Source organism: Kribbella qitaiheensis (genome assembly GCF_014217565.1).
GTDB lineage: Bacteria > Actinomycetota > Actinomycetes > Propionibacteriales > Kribbellaceae > Kribbella > Kribbella qitaiheensis_A.
Genome location: NZ_CP043661.1, coordinates 3,586,860 through 3,607,117, shown reverse-complemented (window position 1 = coordinate 3,607,117; position 20,258 = coordinate 3,586,860). Strand labels below are relative to the sequence as shown.

Annotated in this window: 20 protein-coding genes; 14 read left to right on the top strand and 6 right to left on the bottom strand. The window is 68.6% G+C overall.

Annotated elements, in window-relative coordinates; translation table 11 throughout:
* Window positions 1-525 carry a MarR family winged helix-turn-helix transcriptional regulator gene (locus F1D05_RS16745; protein WP_185448527.1) on the bottom strand — a complete coding sequence of 175 codons (525 nt, stop codon included), beginning with the start codon at window positions 523-525 and terminating at the stop codon, window positions 1-3.
* Between the two features lie 104 nt (window positions 526-629).
* Between F1D05_RS16745 and F1D05_RS16740 the strand changes: the two genes are divergently transcribed.
* Entirely contained in the window at window positions 630-1,877 is a 1,248-nt protein-coding gene (locus F1D05_RS16740) for an amidohydrolase family protein (RefSeq protein WP_185448526.1), read from the top strand.
* A 39-nt stretch (window positions 1,878-1,916) separates the two neighbouring features.
* Here the strand turns inward: F1D05_RS16740 and F1D05_RS16735 are convergent, their stop codons facing one another.
* Complete coding sequence (locus F1D05_RS16735) at window positions 1,917-2,396, bottom strand: NUDIX domain-containing protein (protein WP_206686237.1); 480 nt, start codon at window positions 2,394-2,396, stop codon at window positions 1,917-1,919.
* A gap of 944 nt (window positions 2,397-3,340) precedes the next feature.
* Here F1D05_RS16735 and F1D05_RS16730 point away from each other — a divergent pair.
* Together F1D05_RS16730 and F1D05_RS16725 are read left to right on the top strand one after the other, a co-directional pair.
* Window positions 3,341-4,099, top strand: a complete 759-nt coding sequence (locus F1D05_RS16730; protein WP_185448525.1) for an AIM24 family protein — start codon at window positions 3,341-3,343, stop codon at window positions 4,097-4,099.
* A 241-nt stretch (window positions 4,100-4,340) separates the two neighbouring features.
* The gene (locus F1D05_RS16725) at window positions 4,341-5,300 is read left to right on the top strand and encodes a helix-turn-helix transcriptional regulator (RefSeq protein WP_185448524.1); all 960 of its coding nucleotides are present in this window, start codon (window positions 4,341-4,343) and stop codon (window positions 5,298-5,300) included.
* Window positions 5,301-5,356: 56 nt separating this feature from the next.
* On the opposite strand, the gene F1D05_RS16720 is transcribed toward F1D05_RS16725, so the two are convergent.
* Window positions 5,357-5,518 (bottom strand): hypothetical protein, encoded by a 162-nt coding sequence (locus F1D05_RS16720; RefSeq protein WP_185448523.1) that lies wholly within the window; start codon window positions 5,516-5,518, stop codon window positions 5,357-5,359.
* Window positions 5,519-5,570: 52 nt separating this feature from the next.
* Window positions 5,571-6,425: an alpha/beta fold hydrolase gene (locus tag F1D05_RS16715; RefSeq protein ID WP_185448522.1), complete on the bottom strand. Its 855-nt coding sequence runs from the start codon at window positions 6,423-6,425 to the stop codon at window positions 5,571-5,573.
* A gap of 64 nt (window positions 6,426-6,489) precedes the next feature.
* On the opposite strand from F1D05_RS16715, the gene F1D05_RS16710 reads away from it, so the two are divergent.
* The 5 genes from F1D05_RS16710 (at window position 6,490) to F1D05_RS16690 (ending at window position 11,499) form a co-directional block, all read left to right on the top strand.
* Complete coding sequence (locus F1D05_RS16710) at window positions 6,490-8,457, top strand: BTAD domain-containing putative transcriptional regulator (RefSeq protein WP_185448521.1); 1,968 nt, start codon at window positions 6,490-6,492, stop codon at window positions 8,455-8,457.
* A 29-nt stretch (window positions 8,458-8,486) separates the two neighbouring features.
* Complete coding sequence (locus tag F1D05_RS16705) at window positions 8,487-8,996, top strand: GNAT family N-acetyltransferase (RefSeq protein WP_185448520.1); 510 nt, start codon at window positions 8,487-8,489, stop codon at window positions 8,994-8,996.
* Between the two features lie 216 nt (window positions 8,997-9,212).
* The gene (locus tag F1D05_RS16700; RefSeq protein ID WP_008356322.1) at window positions 9,213-9,314 is read left to right on the top strand and encodes a 30S ribosomal protein bS22; all 102 of its coding nucleotides are present in this window, start codon (window positions 9,213-9,215) and stop codon (window positions 9,312-9,314) included.
* A 63-nt stretch (window positions 9,315-9,377) separates the two neighbouring features.
* Window positions 9,378-10,385, top strand: a complete 1,008-nt coding sequence (locus F1D05_RS16695) for an NAD-dependent epimerase/dehydratase family protein (RefSeq protein WP_246486759.1) — start codon at window positions 9,378-9,380, stop codon at window positions 10,383-10,385.
* Window positions 10,378-11,499 (top strand): lysophospholipid acyltransferase family protein, encoded by a 1,122-nt coding sequence (locus tag F1D05_RS16690; RefSeq protein ID WP_185448519.1) that lies wholly within the window; start codon window positions 10,378-10,380, stop codon window positions 11,497-11,499. The genes F1D05_RS16695 and F1D05_RS16690 overlap by 8 nt, the downstream gene beginning before the upstream one ends.
* A 75-nt stretch (window positions 11,500-11,574) precedes the next feature.
* Here F1D05_RS16690 and F1D05_RS40350 read toward each other — a convergent pair whose 3' ends face one another.
* Both F1D05_RS40350 and F1D05_RS16680 read right to left on the bottom strand, forming a co-directional pair.
* Window positions 11,575-12,231 (bottom strand): hypothetical protein, encoded by a 657-nt coding sequence (locus F1D05_RS40350; RefSeq protein ID WP_246486758.1) that lies wholly within the window; start codon window positions 12,229-12,231, stop codon window positions 11,575-11,577.
* A 614-nt stretch (window positions 12,232-12,845) separates the two neighbouring features.
* Complete coding sequence (locus F1D05_RS16680; protein WP_041289570.1) at window positions 12,846-13,388, bottom strand: sigma-70 family RNA polymerase sigma factor; 543 nt, start codon at window positions 13,386-13,388, stop codon at window positions 12,846-12,848.
* Window positions 13,389-13,723: 335 nt separating this feature from the next.
* Here F1D05_RS16680 and F1D05_RS16675 point away from each other — a divergent pair, with 335 nt between their 5' ends.
* The 6 genes from F1D05_RS16675 to F1D05_RS16650 all read left to right on the top strand — a co-directional run bounded on the left by F1D05_RS16675 (window position 13,724) and on the right by F1D05_RS16650 (window position 20,257).
* Window positions 13,724-15,169 (top strand): class I adenylate-forming enzyme family protein, encoded by a 1,446-nt coding sequence (locus F1D05_RS16675; protein ID WP_185448518.1) that lies wholly within the window; start codon window positions 13,724-13,726, stop codon window positions 15,167-15,169.
* The gene (locus F1D05_RS16670) at window positions 15,166-15,399 is read left to right on the top strand and encodes a glutaredoxin family protein (RefSeq protein ID WP_185448517.1); all 234 of its coding nucleotides are present in this window, start codon (window positions 15,166-15,168) and stop codon (window positions 15,397-15,399) included. The genes F1D05_RS16675 and F1D05_RS16670 overlap by 4 nt, the downstream gene beginning before the upstream one ends.
* Before the next feature lie 140 nt (window positions 15,400-15,539).
* The gene (locus F1D05_RS16665; RefSeq protein WP_185448516.1) at window positions 15,540-16,295 is read left to right on the top strand and encodes a redox-sensing transcriptional repressor Rex; all 756 of its coding nucleotides are present in this window, start codon (window positions 15,540-15,542) and stop codon (window positions 16,293-16,295) included.
* Between the two features lie 61 nt (window positions 16,296-16,356).
* A complete protein-coding gene (locus tag F1D05_RS16660; RefSeq protein ID WP_185448515.1) occupies window positions 16,357-17,643 on the top strand; it encodes a glutamyl-tRNA reductase in 1,287 nt (428 codons plus the stop codon).
* Window positions 17,640-18,518, top strand: coding sequence for a hydroxymethylbilane synthase (gene hemC / locus F1D05_RS16655; RefSeq protein ID WP_185448514.1), 879 nt, complete (start codon window positions 17,640-17,642; stop codon window positions 18,516-18,518). The genes F1D05_RS16660 and hemC overlap by 4 nt, the downstream gene beginning before the upstream one ends.
* Window positions 18,515-20,257, top strand: a complete 1,743-nt coding sequence (locus tag F1D05_RS16650; protein WP_246486757.1) for a uroporphyrinogen-III synthase — start codon at window positions 18,515-18,517, stop codon at window positions 20,255-20,257. The genes hemC and F1D05_RS16650 overlap by 4 nt, the downstream gene beginning before the upstream one ends.
* Window position 20,258 lies beyond the last annotated feature (1 nt).

Below are 20,258 nucleotides of genomic sequence, written 5' to 3'. Positions count from 1 at the left end.
TCATTGCCTGGCGGTAGCGCGGTCTGCCGGGCGGTCGGCGGCGAAGATCGCGCGGAGCGCGGCGGCGGCGGCATCGAGCTGCTCGGACGGGATGCCGGCCCACATCTCGTCGTGCGCGACGGCGCTCGCCTGTACTGCGCGCTCCGCGGCCTCGACACCCTGCTCGGTCAGCCTGATCTGGGTGCCGCGACCGTCCTCCGGATCGGGCTCGCGGACCACCAGGCCCCGGCTGACCAGCTGATTCGTGACGTTGCTGGTGCCGCCGGAGGAGAGCAGTAGGCCGCGGCTGAGGTCGGACGGCTTCATCCGGTACGGCGCGCCCGAGCGGCGGAGCGAGACGAGCACATCGAACTCCGCGGTGGTCAGGCCGAGTTCGCGGAGCACCTGCCGGGTCAGCACACCCAGGCCGTCCGCGAGCAGCATCACCCGCTTGGTCAGCTCCGTGGTCGGGTACAGCACCGCCGGCAGCTCCCGCTCCCAGGTCGAGATCAGCTGATCCACCCGATCGCCAGTCTGCTCAGTCATGACTACCCCTCTCCACAGGCCTTTCATTCGCCTCTCTACAGATCTTTCATTCTAGATGCCTTTGGTGATAGCTTTTTAGAAAGCTTTCTAGTGAGGGGATCTACATGAGCCAGCGTCTGCTGTTACGTGCGGGACTCGTGATCGACACCGAGCCCGCGCCCGTCGTGCGCCGCGACACCGACGTACTGATCGAGGACGGCAAGATCGTCGCGGTCGGGCGGGACCTCGGCGTAACGGATGCCGAAGTGATCGACGCCTCCGACCGGATCGTGCTGCCCGGTTTCGTCGACACGCACCGGCACCTGTGGCAGGTTGCGCTGCGGGGAAGCGCCGTCGACATGGATCTCGGTGGCTATCTGCAACGGGTCCTGGGGGAGCACGGTGCTCGCTACCGGCCCGAAGATGTTGCGGCAGGCAACTTTGCCGGCGCGCTCGAGTGCCTGGATGCCGGGATCACCACGGTGCAGGACTATTCCCATGTCCAGCAGGGAATCGAGCATGCGGACGCCGCCATGGACGCATTGGAGAGCAGTGGGATCCGCGCCGTCTTCGGGTATGGGCAATCGCCGTTGACCGGTGCGCGGGTCGACCCGGCCGGAATGCGGCATGTCGTGGATCGCGTCTCGGGTCGGGTCACCGCCGCGCTGGCCGCGATCGGGCCGTCGTACGCGCCGCTGGATGTAGTCCGCGCCGACTGGCAGCTGGCCGCATCGCTCGGGTTACCGATCGTGCTGCACGTCGGCAGTGGGCCGGTAGCGCTCGAACCGCTGGCCCTATTGAAAGCTGAGGGCCTGCTGCGCTCCGATGTCCTCTACGTGCACGGCAATTCACTGGCCGATTCCGAGCTGAAGCTGGTCGCCGAATCCGGGGCCGCTGTCTCGATCACGCCGGCGGTCGAGGCGCGAATGGAGATCGGTGGCCCGATGGCCGGCCGGTTGCGCGCCGCCGGAGTGACGACCGGGTTGGGGATCGATGTGGTGACCACGGCGCCCAGTGACATGTTCAGTGCGATGCACTCGATCCTTGCCCTCGGCTACCAAACACTGTCGGCCGCCGATGCACTCCAGATGGCTACCCTGGAAGGCGCCCGGGCTCTCGGCCTCACCGATCAGATCGGCTCGCTGCGGCCCGGCAAGCAAGCAGACATCATCCTTCTCCGCGCCTCCGACATCAACCTGATCGGCGGTTCACAGGATCCGATCGGCACCGTCGTCACCGCGGCTCACCCGGGCAACATCGACACAGTCCTGGTCGCCGGCCAACCCGTCAAACGCAACGGCCACCTCCTGGCCCCCGGCCTCCCCGCCGTGCTGGACGCAGTACGCCGTACGGTCGAACACCTGGCCGCCTAGCCGGTGTCGTTCTGGCGCTGCTCTTACCGCCGGTCGTGCTCAGGATCGTGTTGTGGGGCGGCAGGCCAGGGCGAGTCGGAGCCAGCGGGAGGTTGGTTCGTCGGTGGGAAGGTCTGCCGGATCGGTGGAGACCCAGCGGGCCTCGCTGAGCTCCGCGGACAGCTGGAAGTGTTCGGAGGTCGGCGTCGCCTGGACGATCGTGAGGTTGTCGACCTTTCCTTCGCGGTTGGTCGTCAACGTCTGCAACACGATCGGCCGCGCGGTGATCGGCATCGAGAGTTCCTCGGCGACCTCACGGATCGCAGCGGCTTCGGCGGTCTCGCGCTTCGGGTTGTAGCCGCCGCCGGGCAGCGCCCACCACTCCTGATCCACATAGGAATGCCGCACAGCCAGGCATCGCGACGGATCGTCCGGATGGATCAGCAAGGCCTTCACCCCGTACGTCGTCGGCTTCCGCACCTTCCACCAAGCCCGCCGGGCCCGATGACCTAGCTGCATCACAACCGATCGGAACGGCACAAGGCTCTCCTGGTACGACGACGACGCGGGCCCCAGGATCGTATGCCCGCACGGCTGTCGCGGACCCTATGCCCCGGACATTCTGGCCTAGCTTTTGCCGAGCAGCACCATCCTTCCCGCTCTGTCACCTGACCTGCGCGGATTGACCACGTTCACCCGGGAGATGGAGCCCCCGGACCGGTGCTCCTGATCCACCAGCGACGGAGACCTCCCAGGAGCTTGGAGGTCAAGCTGTGGGGACGCGGCTCCGCGGATCCTGCGGGCAGGTGTGACCCGCCCGTGTGGTCGGCGAGCCCGGCCCGGGTTCGTGCCGGCCTTGGTAAGACCGGCCCCGGCCGGGGGTTGCCCCCGACCGATCGACCCCCGATTCGGCGTCTTTGAGCACCGGTTGAGCATCCCCCGCGGTGGCCGTGCTCATCTGGTGCACAAGCCCCCCGGGTTCGCGTTGCGGAAGGGTGTCAGCTGCTACCGGTTGAACGTTGCTTAGCCTGCTCGACGAGGGCGGGTCTGGGTCGTCGGCTGCCGGGTCCTTCGTCCGCTGCCGGACTTATAGCGCGCTATCGGCCGAACATCGCGTCAGCGGACCCGATCCCAGGGTCCACCCGCACCCCGGGAACCAGGTGGCGGCGAACCATGGTGGGCAGCACCAACCAGCGCCCGACGGAGAGCGACCAGTGCTCACCCGCTAGCGGCTTACCAGTCCCGAGTCTGCCCGAAGGCGACTCGCTAACCCCCATTAGGAGCTGCGTGTCGTGGAGGGTTCCCACCGACGTTCGCCACGCTCAGTTCTCCCGAGCGGCGACGCCTGACCTGGGTGGGGATTGCTTGCGGGTGGGAGGATCGGCAAGGGGTGTGGGCTTTGGGGGCAGGATCGATGGCACCGGGGGCGGCTGGGGCGCGTCCATGTCTACGCTCAGGCGTATCACTGTGGGAGGGGAAGCATCATGCGAAGTGAACTGTTCGCCGCGACCAATCAGGAGCAGGAGTCTGCTCAGGCCGGTCTGCGGTTGCAGAATTCGAAGTTGCTCAAGATCGAGCTCCGTGGCGAGGTGTTCGCGCGGCAGGGGGCGATGGTCGCGTACCAGGGCAACGTGCAGTTCGAGGCGCAGGGCTCGGGCGGGATCGGCAAGTTCCTGAAGCAGAAACTCACCGGCGAAGGCATTCCGCTGATGAAGATGCGCGGCGAGGGCGACGTGTTCCTCGCCGACCGGGCCGCGGACATCTACCTGATCGACCTGGAGGGCCCACACGACGGGCTCAGCATCAACGGGGCGAACGTGCTCGCCTTCGAGCCGACGCTCAGCTGGGACATCAAGATGGTCCAGGGCGCCGGCATGATGTCGAACTCCGGGCTGTTCAACTGCAACTTCACCGGCCGGGGCCGGATCGCGATCACGACCAAGGGCACGCCGGTCGTGCTGACGGTGGACCAGCCGACGTACGCCGATCCGCAGGCGGCGGTCTGCTGGTCGACCAGCTTGCAGACCGGGTACACCCGGGCCGACTCGATCGGCCTCGGCACGCTGCTCGGCCGGAGCACCGGCGAGGCGTTCACGATGAGCTTCAACGGCCAGGGGTTCGTCGTCGTCCAGCCGTCCGAGGAGCCGCCAGGCGGTTTCATCGGTGGCTCCGGCGGCGGCCAGCAAGCGGGCCAGGACGGTGGCGTGGCCGGAATGCTGGGCGGACTTCTCGGCGGCCGCTGACCTGTGACCTGGCCGGCGCGGCGTACCGGGCGCTCGGTACGCCGCGTCGAGCGCCTCCTGTTCGAAGCCAGCTGCTGGTGAGGCGAAGGTGGTCTTGCGCTGCAGACCACCGGTCTGCCAGCGAGCTGCCGGTGAGCGAGGCGCAGGTGAGCGAGGGCGCCGGTGAGCGAGGCGTCGGTGCGTGAGGGGCTAGTGTCTGTTCACGACGATCCACTTCCGAAATCTTCGGGGGAGTTTGCCGGTGTACGACGACCTGAGCCCGACCTCGCGGGCGTTGCTGCTGCTCGAGTTGATCCAGAACAGCCCGGGCATCGGGGCGTCCCGGCTGGCTGAGCGGCTCGGGGTGTCCGAGCGGGCGATCGGCCGGTACGTCGGGATCGTGCGCGAGGCGGGCGTCCCGATCGAGTCCACCCGTGGCCCGTACGGCGGCTACCGCGTCGGCCGGGGAGCCCGGGTTCCACCGCTGATGTTCACCACCACCGAGGCTCTCGCGCTGGTGATGGCGGCCCTCGACGGACACCACAACGCCGCCGACCCGGCCGATCCGGTGGGCAGCGCGCTCGGCAAGATCATGCGGGTCCTGCCCGCGTCGGTCGCCGACCCGGTCGACGCCGTCCGGCGGATCGCCGCCGGCCGCGGCCAGGATCCGCCGACGCCCGAACCCGAAACCACCGCGAAGCTGGTCCAGGCCTGCTCCTCGACCAGCCCACTGCGGCTGGCCTATCGCCTGAACTCCGGCACCGAGCGGCCGATGGACGTCGATCCCTGGGCGGTCGTCGTCCGGCACGGCCGCTGGTATCTGCTCTGCTGGTCGCACGCCAAGGATGCGCGCCGTGCCCTGCGGATCGACCGGATCCGGACCGTCGAGACGCTCGACGGAACCTTCACCCCGCCGGCCGACCTGAACCCGAAGCAGGCGCTCGAGGAGCAACTCTCAGAGGGCTGGAAGTACCAGGTCGAGGTCGTCATCGAAGCGCCGTTCGACGAAGTCGCGCCCTGCCTCCCGCGCGCGCTCGGCCGGCTGGACGCGATCACACCGACCACTACCCGGTTGATCGGCAGTACGGAGAACCCCGGCTGGTACGTCGAACAGCTGACCGCCGTCCGGGCTCCGTTCCAGATCCTCAAGTCACCCGAGCTGCAGGCCGCGGCCGAAGAGATCGGCCGTCGGCTGCTGCGCTCGGTCCAGCCGCCCGAGTGAGGATCAGCGCCCGGGTGAGGATCAGCGCCGGGTGAGGATCAGTGGCTGGGCGAGGATCAGCGTCCGAAGAGGCGCGACAGCAGCCCGCGGCCCTCACCCTTCGGGTGGCCGCCACACCAGTCGTCCGCCGGCACTGTCACCTTGACCTGCGCGACATGCTGACCGCAGCCGGCCCAGGTCGTCTTACCGCACTGGCGGCACTTCACGGCTCGGCACATCCTTGTGCTCCTTCGAATCGGCGAACGACCCGCAGGATACTTCCGCCGCCGATCAGCGCTTCAGCAGGCCACGGAGGATCGCCGCGATCTCTGCCGGCGCCTCCTCAGCCATGAAGTGGCCGTAGTCGACGGTCAGGTGCTCCAGCTTCGGTGCCCAGGCCTGCCACAGCGAGGCGGCGTCGAAGCCGAGCTGGGCGCCCCAGTCCTGCTGCAGCACGGTCACCGGCATCTGCAATTGGTTGCCTGTAGCAAGGTCTGCCTGGTCCTCCTGTACGTCGATCCCGGCCGTCGCGCGATAGTCGGCGACGATCGAAGGCACCGCCTTCCGGCACGCGTCCAGGTACTCGGCCCGTACGTCGGCGGGGAAGGGGCTCTTGGCCCACAGATCGAGGAAGTACCCGAAGAACGCGTCCGGGCTGGCTGCGATCAGCTCTTCCGGCAGACCGGGCGGCAACGCCATCAGGTACAGGTGAAACGCCACGGCCGCGTTCACGCCCTGTAAGGCGTTCCACATGTCCAGCGTCGGCAGTACGTCGAGGCAGGCGAGGTGGGTGACCGTGCCGGGATGGTCCAGCCCGGCACGGAAGGCCACCAACGCGCCACGGTCGTGGCCGGCCAGCGCGAACCGCTCATGCCCCAGCGCGCCGGCGATCGCGACGATGTCGGCCGCCATGACTCGCTTCGAGTAGCCCTCGACAGGCTTGTCGCTGTCGCCATACCCTCGCAGATCCGGGCAGATGACCGTGTGGTCCGCCGCGAGGTCGCGAGCCACCTCCCGCCACATGAGGTGCGTCTGCGGGAATCCGTGCAGCAACACGATCGGGCTCCCGGTGCCCCCGACCGCCACGTTGAGCCGGACCCCGTCGGCACCCTCCAGCCGCTGGTAGTCGAACCCGCTGATCTTCATGGCGCGCCTGCTCTCTGTGAAGGAATCGGTACTCCGAACCCTCCCCGGCGCGGATGAGCATCCGATGAGCACGCGTTACGGTGGCGGCATCTCTGCGGGAAGGGCTGAGCTGGTGCAGTTCGGAGTACTGGGACCCGTGGTGGCCTGGGAAGAGACCGGTGAGCCGGTGGCGCTCAAGGGCCCGCAGCACCGCGCGGTGCTCGGCCGGTTGATCGTTGCCCGCGGCCGCGTAGTACCGGTCGAGCTCCTGGTCGACGACCTGTGGGCGGATCCACCTACTGGAGCTGTCAGCGCCGTACGCACCTTCGTCGCCGCGCTGCGTCGAGCGGTGGAGCCCGACAGAGCTCCTCGTACGCCGCCGCGCGTGCTGGTGACGGTAGGGCCGGGCTACGCGTTCCGAGCCGAGCCGGACGCGGTGGACGCCTGGCGTTTCGAGCGGGTCGTGTCCACCACGCTCGCACCAGAGCAAGCGTTGAAGCGACTGGATGAGGCACTCGGCTGGTGGCGTGGACCGGCGTACGCGGACTTTGCTGAGGCGCACTGGGCGACAGCAGAGCGGTCCCGGCTGACAGAGCTGCGTCTGCGGGCAGCCGAGCAACAAGCAGAAGCGCGGCTCGCACTAGGACTGGCAGGGGAAGCGATCCCGGACCTGGATGCGCACGTGACCGAGCACCCTTGGCGTGAGGACGCCTGGCGACTGCTGGCGCTCGCGCTGTACCAATCCGACCGCCAGGGCGACGCCCTTGCCGTACTACGACGCGCCCGCGCCCTCCTCGTCGAGCAACTCGCGGTGGACCCGGGCCCGGCGTTGCGTCGCCTGGAGACCGACATCCTCAACCAGGCTGAGCATCTGCGCGCACCCGGCGTACGTAGTACTGGCGTCGGCAAGGTGTGGGAGGACGCGGCCGCGGCGTACGACGAAGCGGTGGGTGCGGGAGCCCGGGCGCGACTGGAGTCGACGGTCGGGTTGCTGCGGAACCTGGCTGTCACGGGCGGCGGCGGCCTGGAGGCGGCGAGACGCCACAGGTTGGCAGCGATCGCTGCTGCCGAGGAGATCGGCGATGTGGAGCTCACGGCGAGAGTGATTGGCGCGTACGACGTACCGGCGATCTGGACGCGGTCGGACGACGAGGAACACGCGCGGCAGGTGGTCGCTGCGGCAGAGCGGACCTTGGTCGCTCTCCCCGCCGACCGTGCCGCTGCGAGAGCACGGCTGCTCGCCACGATCGCGCTGGAGTCACGCGGTACCAGGGAATCGCGCGGCCCCGAGGCGGCTGCCGAAGCGGAACAGCTCGCCCGCCGGCTGGACGATCCGAGCCTGCTGGGATTCGCGCTCAACGGTGTCTTCATGCAGACCTTCCAACGTGCAGGCCTCGCACCACGCAGAGACCAGATCGGCGCCGAGCTCATCAACCTGGCTACCGCTCACGACCTCGTCAGCTATGAAGTCCTTGGCCATCTCATCCGGATCCAGGCGCTCAGCGCGCTCGGAGACTTCACCCAGGCCGACCACCATGCGGCTGCAGTAGACCTCCTCGCCGTACGCCGGGAGCTGCCCCTGGTCGGCGTCTTCACCCAGTGGTACCGCGTACTGCGCCTCGCCGCCGAAGGTCAGACACCAACCGCCGGCCTTGACGCCGCCTACCGCGAGGCAGCCAAGTCGCTCGACGGTGCAGGCATGCCCGGCCTGCAGCACGGCCTCCTGCCGCTCGCTCTCCTCGCTGTCCACGGACAGCCGGGCAGAGACGAGGACTGGGGACCTTACGAGCCCTGGGTTCGTCCTCTGGTCCTACTCGCCGACAACCGGCCCGACGAAGCCGCAGCATCATTGACCGCGATCCCCGATCCGCCCAAGGACTTGATGTACGAAGCGATGTGGTGCCTGCTCCTGAGAGCTGCCGTTGCTGTCGGCAACCAACCGATGACCGATCGGGCCAGGGCTGAGCTCGCGCCCGCAGCGGGGGAACTGGCAGGCGCGAGCTCCGGCCTGCTCACCTTCGGCTGGGTGTCGGACCTGCTGGCGGAAGATTGAGCCGGGAGAACGCGAGGGAGACTGGGGACATGGCGAACAGATCTGGGCTTCGGTTGGTGGGGGACGGGCTGGTACTGCGGGAGTGGGAGCGGGGTGATCTCGCGGCGATGGTGAAGCTGTTCGACGATCCCGAGGTCGCCTTCTGGACGCCGTTGGTGTCGCCGTTCGATCTGGAGGCGGCGAAGGCCTATCTGGATCGCGCCCACAGCGACAACGGGCGGATCCAGCTTGCGATCACCGTCGATGGGGGAGAGCCGATGGGTGAGGTCTTGCTGATGCCGGACCGCTTGGCGCTGGGCTACTCGGTCGGGGCCGCCTTCCGTGGCCAGCGCCTCGCAGTACGGGCGTTGAAGCTGCTGACGGCGTACGCGCACGAGGAGGCCGGGCTGCCCCGCGTGACCCTGGAGATCGAGGGGGACAACGCCGCCAGCTCAGGAGTGGCCCGAAGCGCCGGCTATCGACTCACTGACCTCCCGCCGACCGTCGTGACGGACAAGGGCCGCGAGGTCTCCCTGCTCACCTGGGAACACCTCGGCTAGGTCCGCCGCGCCCGAGGAGGCCGCCAGGCCGTTGTAGCGAGCGGTCATTTCAGCCTCCAGTTGCGTGGAAATGCCAGCCTGGGCAAGGCCTCCGGCGAACCCCAGGCGAACCAGGGGCTAACCTCACGGAGGCCTCGATGCCGCCTCACTTAGGTCGGAGTGGCGACTTGCGGGTAGGCTTCGCTGACGCTCTCTTTAAGTTTGGAAGGTCCAACTGTGGGTTCTGTTATCAAGAAGCGCCGTAAGCGGATGGCGAAGAAGAAGCACCGCAAGCTGTTGAAGAAGACGCGGGTGCAGCGCCGCAAGCTCGGCAAGTAGCAGGTCCCGCCGCTCTGGTTACCAGAGCGGCGCTCAGGAGTTGCTGTCTGGCTGGGGGTTCTCGTGGCACAGGTAGTGATGGTTACCGGCGTCTCCCGGGACGCCGGTGCTCGTTGTGCCCGCCGCCTGGCCGCGGATCCAGCGATCGGGACCGTGATCGGCATCGACGTGGTTCCGCCACGTGCCGAGCTCGGTCGGGTCCGGTTCGTCCGCGCGGACATCCGCAACCCCGTGATAGCCAAAGTCATAGCCGGTGAGGACGTCGACACTGTCGTCCACACGGGCGTCGTGGCGACCCCTGGCAGCGCCGGTGGCCGGTCGTCGATGAAAGAGATCAACGTCATCGGCACCATGCAACTGCTCGCCGCGTGCCAGAAGGCGCCCGGCGTCCGCAAGCTGGTGGTGAAGTCCTCGACCACCGTGTACGGCGCGGGTCCACGCGACCCCGCGATGTTCACCGAGGAGATGGCTCCCCGGGCGATTCACCAGACCGGGTTGAGCAAGGACGCCGTCGAGGTCGAGGGATATGTGCGCGGGTTCGCCCGGCGCCGTCCCGATGTGGCGGTCACCACACTGCGGATGGCCAACTGGATCGGCCCGCAGACCGACTCACCGATCACCCGGTACTTCGCGATGGCGGTCGTCCCTACCGTCTTCGGGTACGACGCCCGCCTGCAGTTCCTGCACGAGAACGACGGCGTCGAAGCGATCCACCACGCCACGGTCAACGACCTGCCCGGCACCTTCAACCTGGCCGGCGACGGCGTGCTCTCGCTGTCGCAGGCGATCCGGCGACTCGGCCGGCCCGCGTTCCCGTTGCCCTCGTTCACCGCGGGCGGTACCGCCGCCGTCGTACGCCGGGCCCGGCTGGCCGACTTCTCGCCGGACCAGATCACCTTCCTTACTTATGGCCGTGCGGTCGACACCACCCGGATGCGAACCGACTTCGGCTTCGAGCCGGAGTACACGACCGCTGCCGCCTTCGACGACTTCCGCCGTTCGCTTCGGCCTGGTGCGGTCACCTCGGCCTCGCGGCTGCTGACCGCCGGACTCGGAGCACTCCGTGGCTGACGCGGACGTGATCCCGATCGGTTCCGGCGGCCGCCCGGGCCGCGGCAGCGGACGCCGTACGACGCCGTCGTCCGCGGCTCGTGCACTCGCCGGACCGGGCGCCTCGGGAGCCAAGTCGGCCAAATCGCGCGAGCGGAAGCCCGCCGGTGACCGGTCGCGGCGCAAGGTCGAGGACGCCGATCTCCTGATCGAGGAGCCCGGCGAGGACACCCACGAACCAGCCGCGACGGATGCCGGTCAGTTCGCCGGGTTCGAGCGGATGATCCGGGACACGCTCGGCGCGGACGGCGAACGCAAGGTCGCCGAGCTGCTGGCCTTCCTGCGGCGCCGGCTGACCGGGGACTACGAGCTCGACGAGTTCGGCTTCGACTCCGACCTCACCGACCAGGTGCTGCTCCCGTTCCTGCGCCCACTCGCGGAGAAGTGGTTCCGGGTCGAGGTGCGCGGGATCGAGAACATCCCCGAGACCGGCAGCGCCCTGATCGTCGCGAACCACTCGGGCACGATGCCGCTGGACGGACTGATCACCCAGCTGGTCGTCGCGGACCATACGAATCGGCCGCTGCGCACGCTGGCGGCGGACCTGGTGTTCAAGACCCCGTTCGTCGGCGAGCTGTCCCGCAAGGGTGGAGCGACGCTGGCGAACAACGACGATGCCGAGCGGCTGCTCCGCGGCGGCAACCTGGTCGGGGTCTGGCCGGAGGGGTTCAAGGGACTCGGCAAGCCGTTCAGCGAGCGGTACAAGCTGCAGCGGTTCGGCCGGGGCGGATTCGTCAGCGCGGCAATGCGGACCGGCGTACCGATCGTGCCGTGCTCGATCGTCGGCGCCGAGGAGATCTACCCGCTGGTCGGCAACATGGCGTCGCTGGCCCGGCTGGTGGGCGTGCCGTACATCCCGGTCACGCCGTTCTTCCCGCTGCTCGGCCCGCTCGGCCTGGTCCCGCTGCCGTCGAAGTGGCTGATCGAGTTCGGTGAACCGATCCGCACCGACGACTTCCCCGACGGTGCCGCCGACGACCCGATGCTGGTCTTCAACGTCACCGACCAGGTCCGCGAGACCATCCAGCAGACCTTGTACGCGCTCCTGATGCAGCGGCGCAGCGTCTTCTTCTAGTAGTTCCAGCTCGCAGAACCAGAAGAGCCCCGAGTCGAGGTGGTCGACCGGGGCTCTTCTGGTGCTTGGGACTGACTACTTCCAAGGTGGCAGCAGAGAATTGATGACACCCGGAAGGTTGAGGGTCGGCAACGGCAGGCTCAGGGTCGGAAAGGGCCAGGGCCAGCTTGGTGTCGCCGGGGTCGGAAGGCTGGGCAGGGTCGGCCCCGACGGAGTCGTCGTCGGCTTGCCCGACGGCTTCGGTGGGGTCTTCAGGTCTGTCGGCACCGACGTCGGGTCCTCGACGATGGTCGTGTTCGGCACCTGGGTCGGTGACGTCGACGGTTTCGCGGAGGTTTTGCTGGTCGGCCCGGCGGACGGATCCGTGGACCGGTCACCCGGGCTGGTCACCGTCGGCTGGCCGGCGTTCTTGGCCGGCTTGGGCTTGTCGCACTTGGGGCACGCCACGTTGGTGTGCTGGGCGAGTTGCTCGATCGTCGCCAGCGCCTCGACAGCGGACTTCAGTGATGCCGGTGGCAACTTCGGGGCAAGGTCACCGATCGCCTGGCGGGCGCGGGTGATGAACTCCGTGATTGCCGTGATCGACGTGGTGTCGCCGTCCTGCTGATACGAAGCGACCAGTCTCGACACGCCCTTGCGGGCCTGCCCCGAGAACAGATCGAGGGTGTTGTCGATGGTGGCCGGGTCGCCACCGTTGTTCACCAGTCCCCGGACCTCGGAGAGCCGGGTCATCGCGTGCTCGAGATCGCGCCGGCCCCCGGGAGTCGTCCCCGACGCTGACGTTGGTGGAGACGTTCTCGATGCTGCGTTTCATCCCGTACAACGTGTCGCCGGGCATCGCCTGCTGAGCGGCGGCGGCAGAACCGATGCCACCTCCGAGCAGCACCAGCGCGGCGGTACTGGCCACTAGCCGGATACGCCGGCCGTGACGATGGCGGATATCTGTCACGGACGCGTCGTCCTCGCGGGGCAGCGGGTCATCAGGGCTATCCGGAGTGCTGCGCACCACGGTCGGAGTCGTCGCGGCACGGGCCGCGGCCTGCTCGAGGAGGCGGTGCCTCAGCTCGGCAGTGAACTCCGGTCGCGGTACCACTGTGCCGGCGGTCCTCAGCCGTCCGACCAGCTCCACAGCGTCCATCAGCTCAGGGTCATCGCTCAGTCGCGAAGAGTGACGGGGCCCGTGATCGACGGCGTGCGCGAATGTCTCCGCGCGCGCTCGAGCCCTGTGTAGGTCACTCATGATTGCTCGTTCTCCTCAATGGCCAGTCGGGGTCACCGACAGGTCCTCACCAGGCAAACGAGGAAACTCCCTGACGGGTTACGAAAGACATGCGTTGTCATTCGCCTCACCTCAAGTCCTTGGGGATAACCTTCGCCAAGTGCCGGACGGCCCTCAGTTGCAGTTGCTTGACTGCGCCCTCTGATTTCTCCAGCGCCTTGGCCGTTTCCGCGATCGACAGACCGGCGAAGAACCGCATCGTCAGGCAGTCGCGCTGCTCGTCGGGCAAGGCCGCGACCGCGTCCCGGAGCACCTCGGCGGTGGCGGCGGCCAGAACATCGACCTCCGGCCCCTCGGTCTGCCGGTCGTGCGTCTCGATCTCGTCCGTGACCACCTCGAGCCGGACCCGGCCCGATTTGTAGTGGTCGGTGATCAGGTTCCTGGCGATGGTGACCAGCCAGGCCCCGAAGTCCCGGCCCTGCCAGCGGAACGAGTCCAGCGCGCGCAGCGCCCGGACGAACGTCTCACTGGTCAGGTCCTCGGCCAGTGCCGACGACGACACCCGCGCGTAGATGTACCGATACACGGTCAGCGAGTACTCGTCGTACAGCTCGCCGAACGCACCGACGTCCCCTGCCTGGGCGCGATCGACGAGCTCTGCGCGTCTCATCCCGTCCGGGCTTGGCTCCGGCGTCGTCAAGTTCTCTCCCCGTTCAACTGACACGTCTACGACTGGTGCATCCGCGAATGGCCACAGCGGCTGAGACAGCACCGAGCGTTACGCCTGAAGCACCCGCTGTCAACAGCGCGCGGCGTGCCGCCTTCGGTCCGAACCGGAAATCACCCCTGTGAAGATCGTCCCCTGGTGCACTTGTATAGCCGCCGCCGGGCGAGTGTGCAATCGTTCCCAGCCCACCTCCGGCGAGCCCGGCCCGTGGATGCGACCCACGGGTCGAGGCTCCAGTCATGATGAGCACCCTAATGGGCTCGTGACAGACTCGCATGGTGAACTTCAACTTTGCGGACATTCTTCGTGACACAGCGCAACGTCACGGCGAACGTCCGGCCCTGGTCGACGGGGACCGGCGGCTGACCTGGAACGAGCTGGAGGCGGCTGTCGACAGCACCGCCCGCGGGTTCGCCGCGGCCGGCCTCGTGCCCGGTTACCGGGTGGTCGTCCTGATGGCGAACAGTGTCGAGTTTGTCATCTCCTACCTGGGGATTCTCCGCGCCGGACTGGTCGCCGTACCGCTGAACACGGGCCTGACGAAGAGCGAGATCTCGACCGTGATCGAGCACTCCGGGGCCCGCCTCGCGATCGCCGACGGAGACCTCGCGGACAAGATCGAGGGCATCCGGACGGTCCGCGCGGGCGAGCTCACCGGTGACGCTCCGCTTACGCCACAGACCGACCCGGAGACACTCGCGGTCCTCCTCTACACGTCCGGAACCAGTGGTGATCCGCGCGCGGCGATGCTCACCCACCGGGCACTCGCGGCGAACGTGAAGAATCTCGCCGACCTCGGTGAGGGCCGGATGGGCCCGGAGGACGTGGTGCTCGGCGTGTTGCCGATGTTCCACGCGTTCGGCCTGAACGCGGTCCTCGGCTGGGTGGTCGCCACCGGTGCGGCGCTGGTCGTCGACCGGCGGTTCGACTCGACCCACACGCTCGAGCAGATCCGCTCGTACGGCGTGACGCGGTTGCCGCTGGCACCGCCGGCGCTCAATGCTTTGCTCGCCAGGGACGACCTGAAGGAAGCCCTCGAGACGATCAAGGTGGTGCTCACCGGCGCGTCCAGCCTGGACCGGGGGATGGCGGACCGGTTCGAGCAGGCGACCGGGCTGTTCGTGCACCAGGGATACGGACTGACCGAGGCATCGCCAGGCGTCACCACCACGCTGGGCGAGCACGACCCGAAGGCCGGCTCAGTGGGTCGCCCACTGCCCAATGTCGAGCTGCGGATCGCCGACGATCAAGGCGAGGACGTCGAGGGTGACGACCCCGGCGAGATCCTGGTCCGCGGCGCCAACCTCTTCTCCGGCTACTGGCCGGACGGTGTGGACGGACCGGACGACCAAGGCTGGTACCGCACCGGCGATGTCGGCTATCTCGACGCGGACAGCGACCTGTTCCTGGTCGACCGGCTGCGCGAGTTGATCATCGTCTCCGGCTTCAACGTCTTCCCGAGCGAGGTCGAGGAGGTTCTCGTCCAGGCGCCGGGCGTCCGCGAGGCAGCGGTGATCGGCATCCCGTCCGGGGAGACCGGCGAGGCGGTGAAGGCGTTCGTCGTCCGGGAGACCGGCGCGGTCGCGGATCCGGCCGGGATCAGGCAGTTCGCCGAGACGCGGCTGGCCCGGTTCAAGTGCCCGGTCGAGATCGAGGTCGTCGACCACCTGCCGCACTCGGTCACCGGAAAAGTGGCCAAGGGCCGGTTGCGGGCCGACGGATGAGGGTCACGCTGTACGGGAAACCGGGCTGTCACCTCTGCGACGACGCCCGGGCGATCGTCGAGCAGGTCTGTGCCGAGCTGGGCGTCGGCTGGAACGAGGTCGACATCACCACCGACCCGAAGCTGTTCGAGGAGTACGGCGAACAGATCCCGGTCACCTTCGTCGACGGCCGCCAGCACGACTTCTGGCGGGTGGACCCGGTCAGACTGAAGAAGGCCCTGGCTAGTTAGTACCGCCTATCCCTTGACAACCGAGTGCTGTCTGTCACTGAGGGCGTTCTCGATTTTGTTCTCACGTTCACAAGCTCCTAGAGTGGGGTAGTCGCCAGCCGTGAGGCGGTGACTCGAGAACCACCATTTCCAGGAGAATCGTGACGCCTGCCCGCAGCCGTCGCCCCGGCGCGCCGACGAGAACCGAACGCGGCATTCCCGAGGCCACTGTCGCGCGCTTGCCGGTGTATCTGCGGGCCCTGACCGCCTTGTCGGACAGTGGGATCGCCACCGCGTCGAGCGAGGATCTGGCGACCGCCGCCGGGGTCAACTCGGCCAAGCTCCGCAAGGATCTGTCCTACCTGGGCTCCTACGGCACCCGCGGGGTCGGGTACGACGTGGAGTACCTGCGCTACCAGATCGCCCGCGAGATCGGCGTCACCCAGGACTGGGCCGTCGTCATCGTCGGGATCGGAAACCTCGGTCATGCGCTCGCGAACTACTCCGGCTTCGGCACCCGCGGCTTCCGGATCGTGGCCCTGCTGGACGCCGCGCCCGAGCTGGTCGGTGAGCAGATCGGCGACATGGTCGTCCGCGACTTCGCCGAGCTGGAGGACATCGTCGCCGCCGACCGGGTCTCGATCGGGGTCATCACCACTCCCGCCGGTCCCGCCCAGGAGGTCTGCGACCGGCTGGTCGCGGCCGGCGTGACGAGCATCCTGAATTTCGCGCCGGTGGTGCTGTCCGTGCCCGCCGGCGTCGACATCCGCAAGGTGGACCTCTCGATCGAGTTGCAGATCCTGGCGTACCACGAACAACGAAAGTCCGGAGAGGCGGCGCTCCCCGAGGTGCCCGAGCTACCAGCGATGAACGGCGTCGTCACCGATCTGCCCAGTGTCGGTGGAGGTGTCGCGTGAACGAGCGAAGCAATAAGCACAGCGAGTTCAACTCACTTCACCTCGCGAAGCGAGGTGGAAAGTGAGTTACCTGGTCGTCGGCATTTCGCACCGGTCCGCTGACATCTCGGTCCTGGAGCGGGTCGCGCTCGATCCGGACGCGGCGACCAAGCTCGCCCTCGCCGTCCAGCACACGCCGGCGGTGTCCGAGTCGGCCGTGCTCGCCACCTGCAACCGCACCGAGGTCTACGCGAGCGTCGACCGGTTCCACGCCGGTATGGACGAGGTCACCGCGATCCTCGCCGATATCACCGGCGTCCCCCTGCTGGACCTGGCCGAGCACCTCTACGTGCACTTCGAGGAAGGCGCCGTCGCGCACCTCTTCCAGGTCGCTGCCGGGCTGGACGCGATGATCGTCGGCGAGAGCCAGATCCTCGGCCAGGTGAAGCAGTCGCTGCGCGTCGGCCAGGACCTGGAGACGATCGGCACCGATCTGAACGCCCTGTTCCAGCACGCTTTGCGGGTCGGCAAGCGGGCTCGCGCCGAGACCGGCATCGACGCCGCCGGCCGCTCGGTGGTCACCGCCGGACTCGACGCCGTCGGTGGCTACGAAGGCCGGCGCACGCTGGTCGTCGGGGCCGGCTCGATGGCCTCGCTGGCGGCTCAGACCTTGCTCGCGGGCGGCGCCACCAGCGTCACGATCGCGAACCGGAATTTCGATCGCGCCGTGGCGCTGGCCGACCGGATCGGTGGGTTGGCGATCCCGCTGGCCGAGGTCCCGCAGGCGATGACGCAGGCCGACCTGGTGGTGTCCTGCACCGGCGCCCGTGGTGTCGTGCTGACCGAGGAAATGGTCCGCAATGCCGCCGATGGCCGGCCTTTCGGCGTACTGGATGTAGCTCTTCCGCGCGATGTGGATCCCGCTGCGGCGCGGCTGCCTGGGGTCACGCTGGTGACCCTGGCGGATCTGGCCGGTACGGCGGGCGGCAGCGAGCAGGACATCGACGAGGTACGCCGGATCGTCGGCGAGGAGTCGGGTGCCTTCGAGGCGACCCGCCGGGCCGCGTCCGTCACCCCGACCGTGGTCGCGCTCCGCGCGATGGCGGCCGAGCTGGTCGAGGCCGAGCTGAGCCGGCTCGATCGCAGACTGCCGGGGCTCGACGAAGTACAGCGTGGCGAGGTGGCCCGGACCGTACGCCGGGTGGTCGACAAGGTGCTGCACACCCCGACCGTCCGGGTGAAGGAGCTGGCCGCGGATCCAGGCGGCCCGACGTACGCCGACGCGCTGCGTGAGCTGTTCGCGCTGGACCCCGCGACCGTGGACGCGGTCACCGCACCCAAGACGACCACCGGAGGTGAATCGGCATGATCAGGCTCGGAACCCGCCGGTCGGCACTCGCGACCGCCCAGGCCACCTACGTCGCCGACTCGCTGCGCGCGCTCGGTCACGAGGTCGAGCTGGTGCTGATCACCACCACCGGGGATGTGAACAGGGCGCCGCTGGCACAGATCGGCGGCACCGGGATCTTCGTCAGCGCGCTGCGCGACGCCCTGCTGGCGAACCATATCGACATCGCCGTGCACTCGCTGAAGGACCTGCCGACGGTGCCGGTCGACGAGCTGACCCTCGGCGCGATCCCGGTCCGCGAGGACCCGCGCGACGTGCTGATCGCCAGGGACGGACTGAGCCTCGGTGAGCTGCAGACCGGTGCGGTGGTAGGGACCGGATCGCCGCGGCGGCAGGCCCAGCTGGAAGCGCTCGGCCTCGGCCTCGAACTGACCGGTATCCGCGGCAACGTGGACACCCGGATCGCGATGGTCGCCGATGGCAAATTGGACGCGGTGGTGCTCGCGAGGGCAGGGTTGGCCAGGTTGGGACGTCTTGCCGAGGTCACCGAGACCCTGGATCCGATCCAGGTCCTGCCTGCTCCCGGACAAGGTGCCCTGGGCATCGAATGCCGCGCCGACGACGCCGCGGTACTCGCAGCTCTTGCGCCGTTGGAGGACCCGGCCACCCGGGCAGCGGTGACGGCCGAACGGCAATTGCTCAACACTCTCGAGGCAGGGTGTACGGCTCCGGTCGGCGCGCTCGCCGAGGTGGTCGAAGGTGATGACGGCCCCGAGCTGTGGCTGCGGGGAGCTCTCGGCCAGGACGGCGGCGTACGGCGGCTGTCGGCCAGCGGCCCGATGGACGACCCGGTGTCGCTCGGACGGGCGCTGGCGAAGGAGTTGCTGGAGGAATGACAGCGGCACGGGGAACGACGAGTACGAAGACGAGCAGCAAGACAAGGGCAAAGGCGACAGCAGACGTGAGCAGCGCGAAGACAGCAGCGGCCACCACGGCGCCCCAGACCGTGCCCGCCAAGGCAGCGGCCAGTACCGGTGCGGCCGCGGCGCGGCAACCCAAACCGCTCGGCCACGTCACATTCGTCGGTGTCGGCCCGGGGGACCCCTCCCTGCTGACCCTGGCCGGCCGCGACGTGCTGGCGAACGCCGACGCCGTCGTGGTCGAGGGTCCTGAGCACGACGCCTTCCTGACCTACTGCAAGCCGGGCGTCGAGATCGTCGACGGCTCCGGTGCCGAGGGCAGCCGGGCGCTGAAGATCGCGGCCCGGGCGCGGCTGGTGGTGAAGACCGCCAAGACCGCGGCGAACGTGGTCCGCCTGCTCACCGGTGACCCGTTCACCTTCTCCAGTGGGGCCGAGGAGGCCGCCGCCTGCCGCAAGGCCGGGATCGGCTTCAACGTGGTGCCCGGTGTCAGCGAGGTCAGCGGCGTCCCGACGTACGCGGGCATCCCGCTGACCGTCAAGGGTGAGCGCGAGGTGACCGTGCTCGACCTGGCCGAGGCCAAGCTCGACTTCGCCAAGTTGCACCCCAAGCAGACCCTGGTGCTGCTGAACGCCACCGACGTGCTCAAGGACGCGACCGCCGCGCTGATCGAGGCCGGCTTCGACGCCGGTACGCCGGTCGCCGCGACCGTCGGCGGTACGACGACGGCTCAGGCGAGCGTCATCGCAACGCTCGGCACGATCGTGGCCGACCTGCGGGCCGCCAAGCTGACCGGCGAGGCAGTCATCGTCGTCGGCACCGTGGTCGAACAGCGCGAGGCGCTCAGCTGGTTCGAGACCAAGCCGCTGTTCGGCTGGCGGATCCTGGTGCCGCGCACCAAGGACCAGGCCGGCCCGCTGATGGACCGGCTGCGTCGCTACGGCGCGATGCCGGAAGAGGTGCCGACGATCTCCGTCGAGCCGCCGCGCAACCCGCAGCAGATGGACAAGGCCATTCGCGGCCTGGTCGAAGGCCGCTACGAGTGGGTCGCGTTCACCTCGGTGAACGCGGTGAAGGCGGTCCGGGAGAAGTTCGACGAGTACGGCCTGGACGCCCGCGCCTTCTCCGGCCTGAAGATCGCGGCGGTCGGCGACAAGACCGCCGAGGCGATCGCGGCCTGGGGCATCCGGCCCGACCTGACCCCGACCGGTGAGCAGTCCGCCGCCGGGCTGGTCGAGGACTGGCCGCCGTTCGACGAGCTGCTCGACCCGATCAACCGGGTCTTCCTGCCGCGCGCGGACATCGCCACCGAGACGCTGGTGGCCGGCCTGACCGATCTGGGCTGGGAGGTCGACGACGTCACGGCGTACCGGACCGTCCGGGCCGCTCCGCCGCCCGCGCCGACCCGCGAGGCGATCAAGTCGGGCAAGTTCGACGCGGTCGTCTTCACCTCGTCCTCGACCGTGCGCAACCTGGTCGGCATCGCCGGCAAGCCGCACGCGTCGACGGTGATCGCGGTGATCGGCCCGGCCACGCTGAAGACCGCCGAGGAGCACGGCCTGCGGGTCGACGCGATGGCCGACTCGCCGTCCGCCGAAGAGCTGGCAGAGGCGCTCGCCCGGTTCGGTGCGAACCGCCGTGACACCATGGTGGAGGCCGGTGAAGTCGTCACGCGGCCGTCAGAGCGTCGTTCGGGTTCACGCAGGAAGAGCTGAG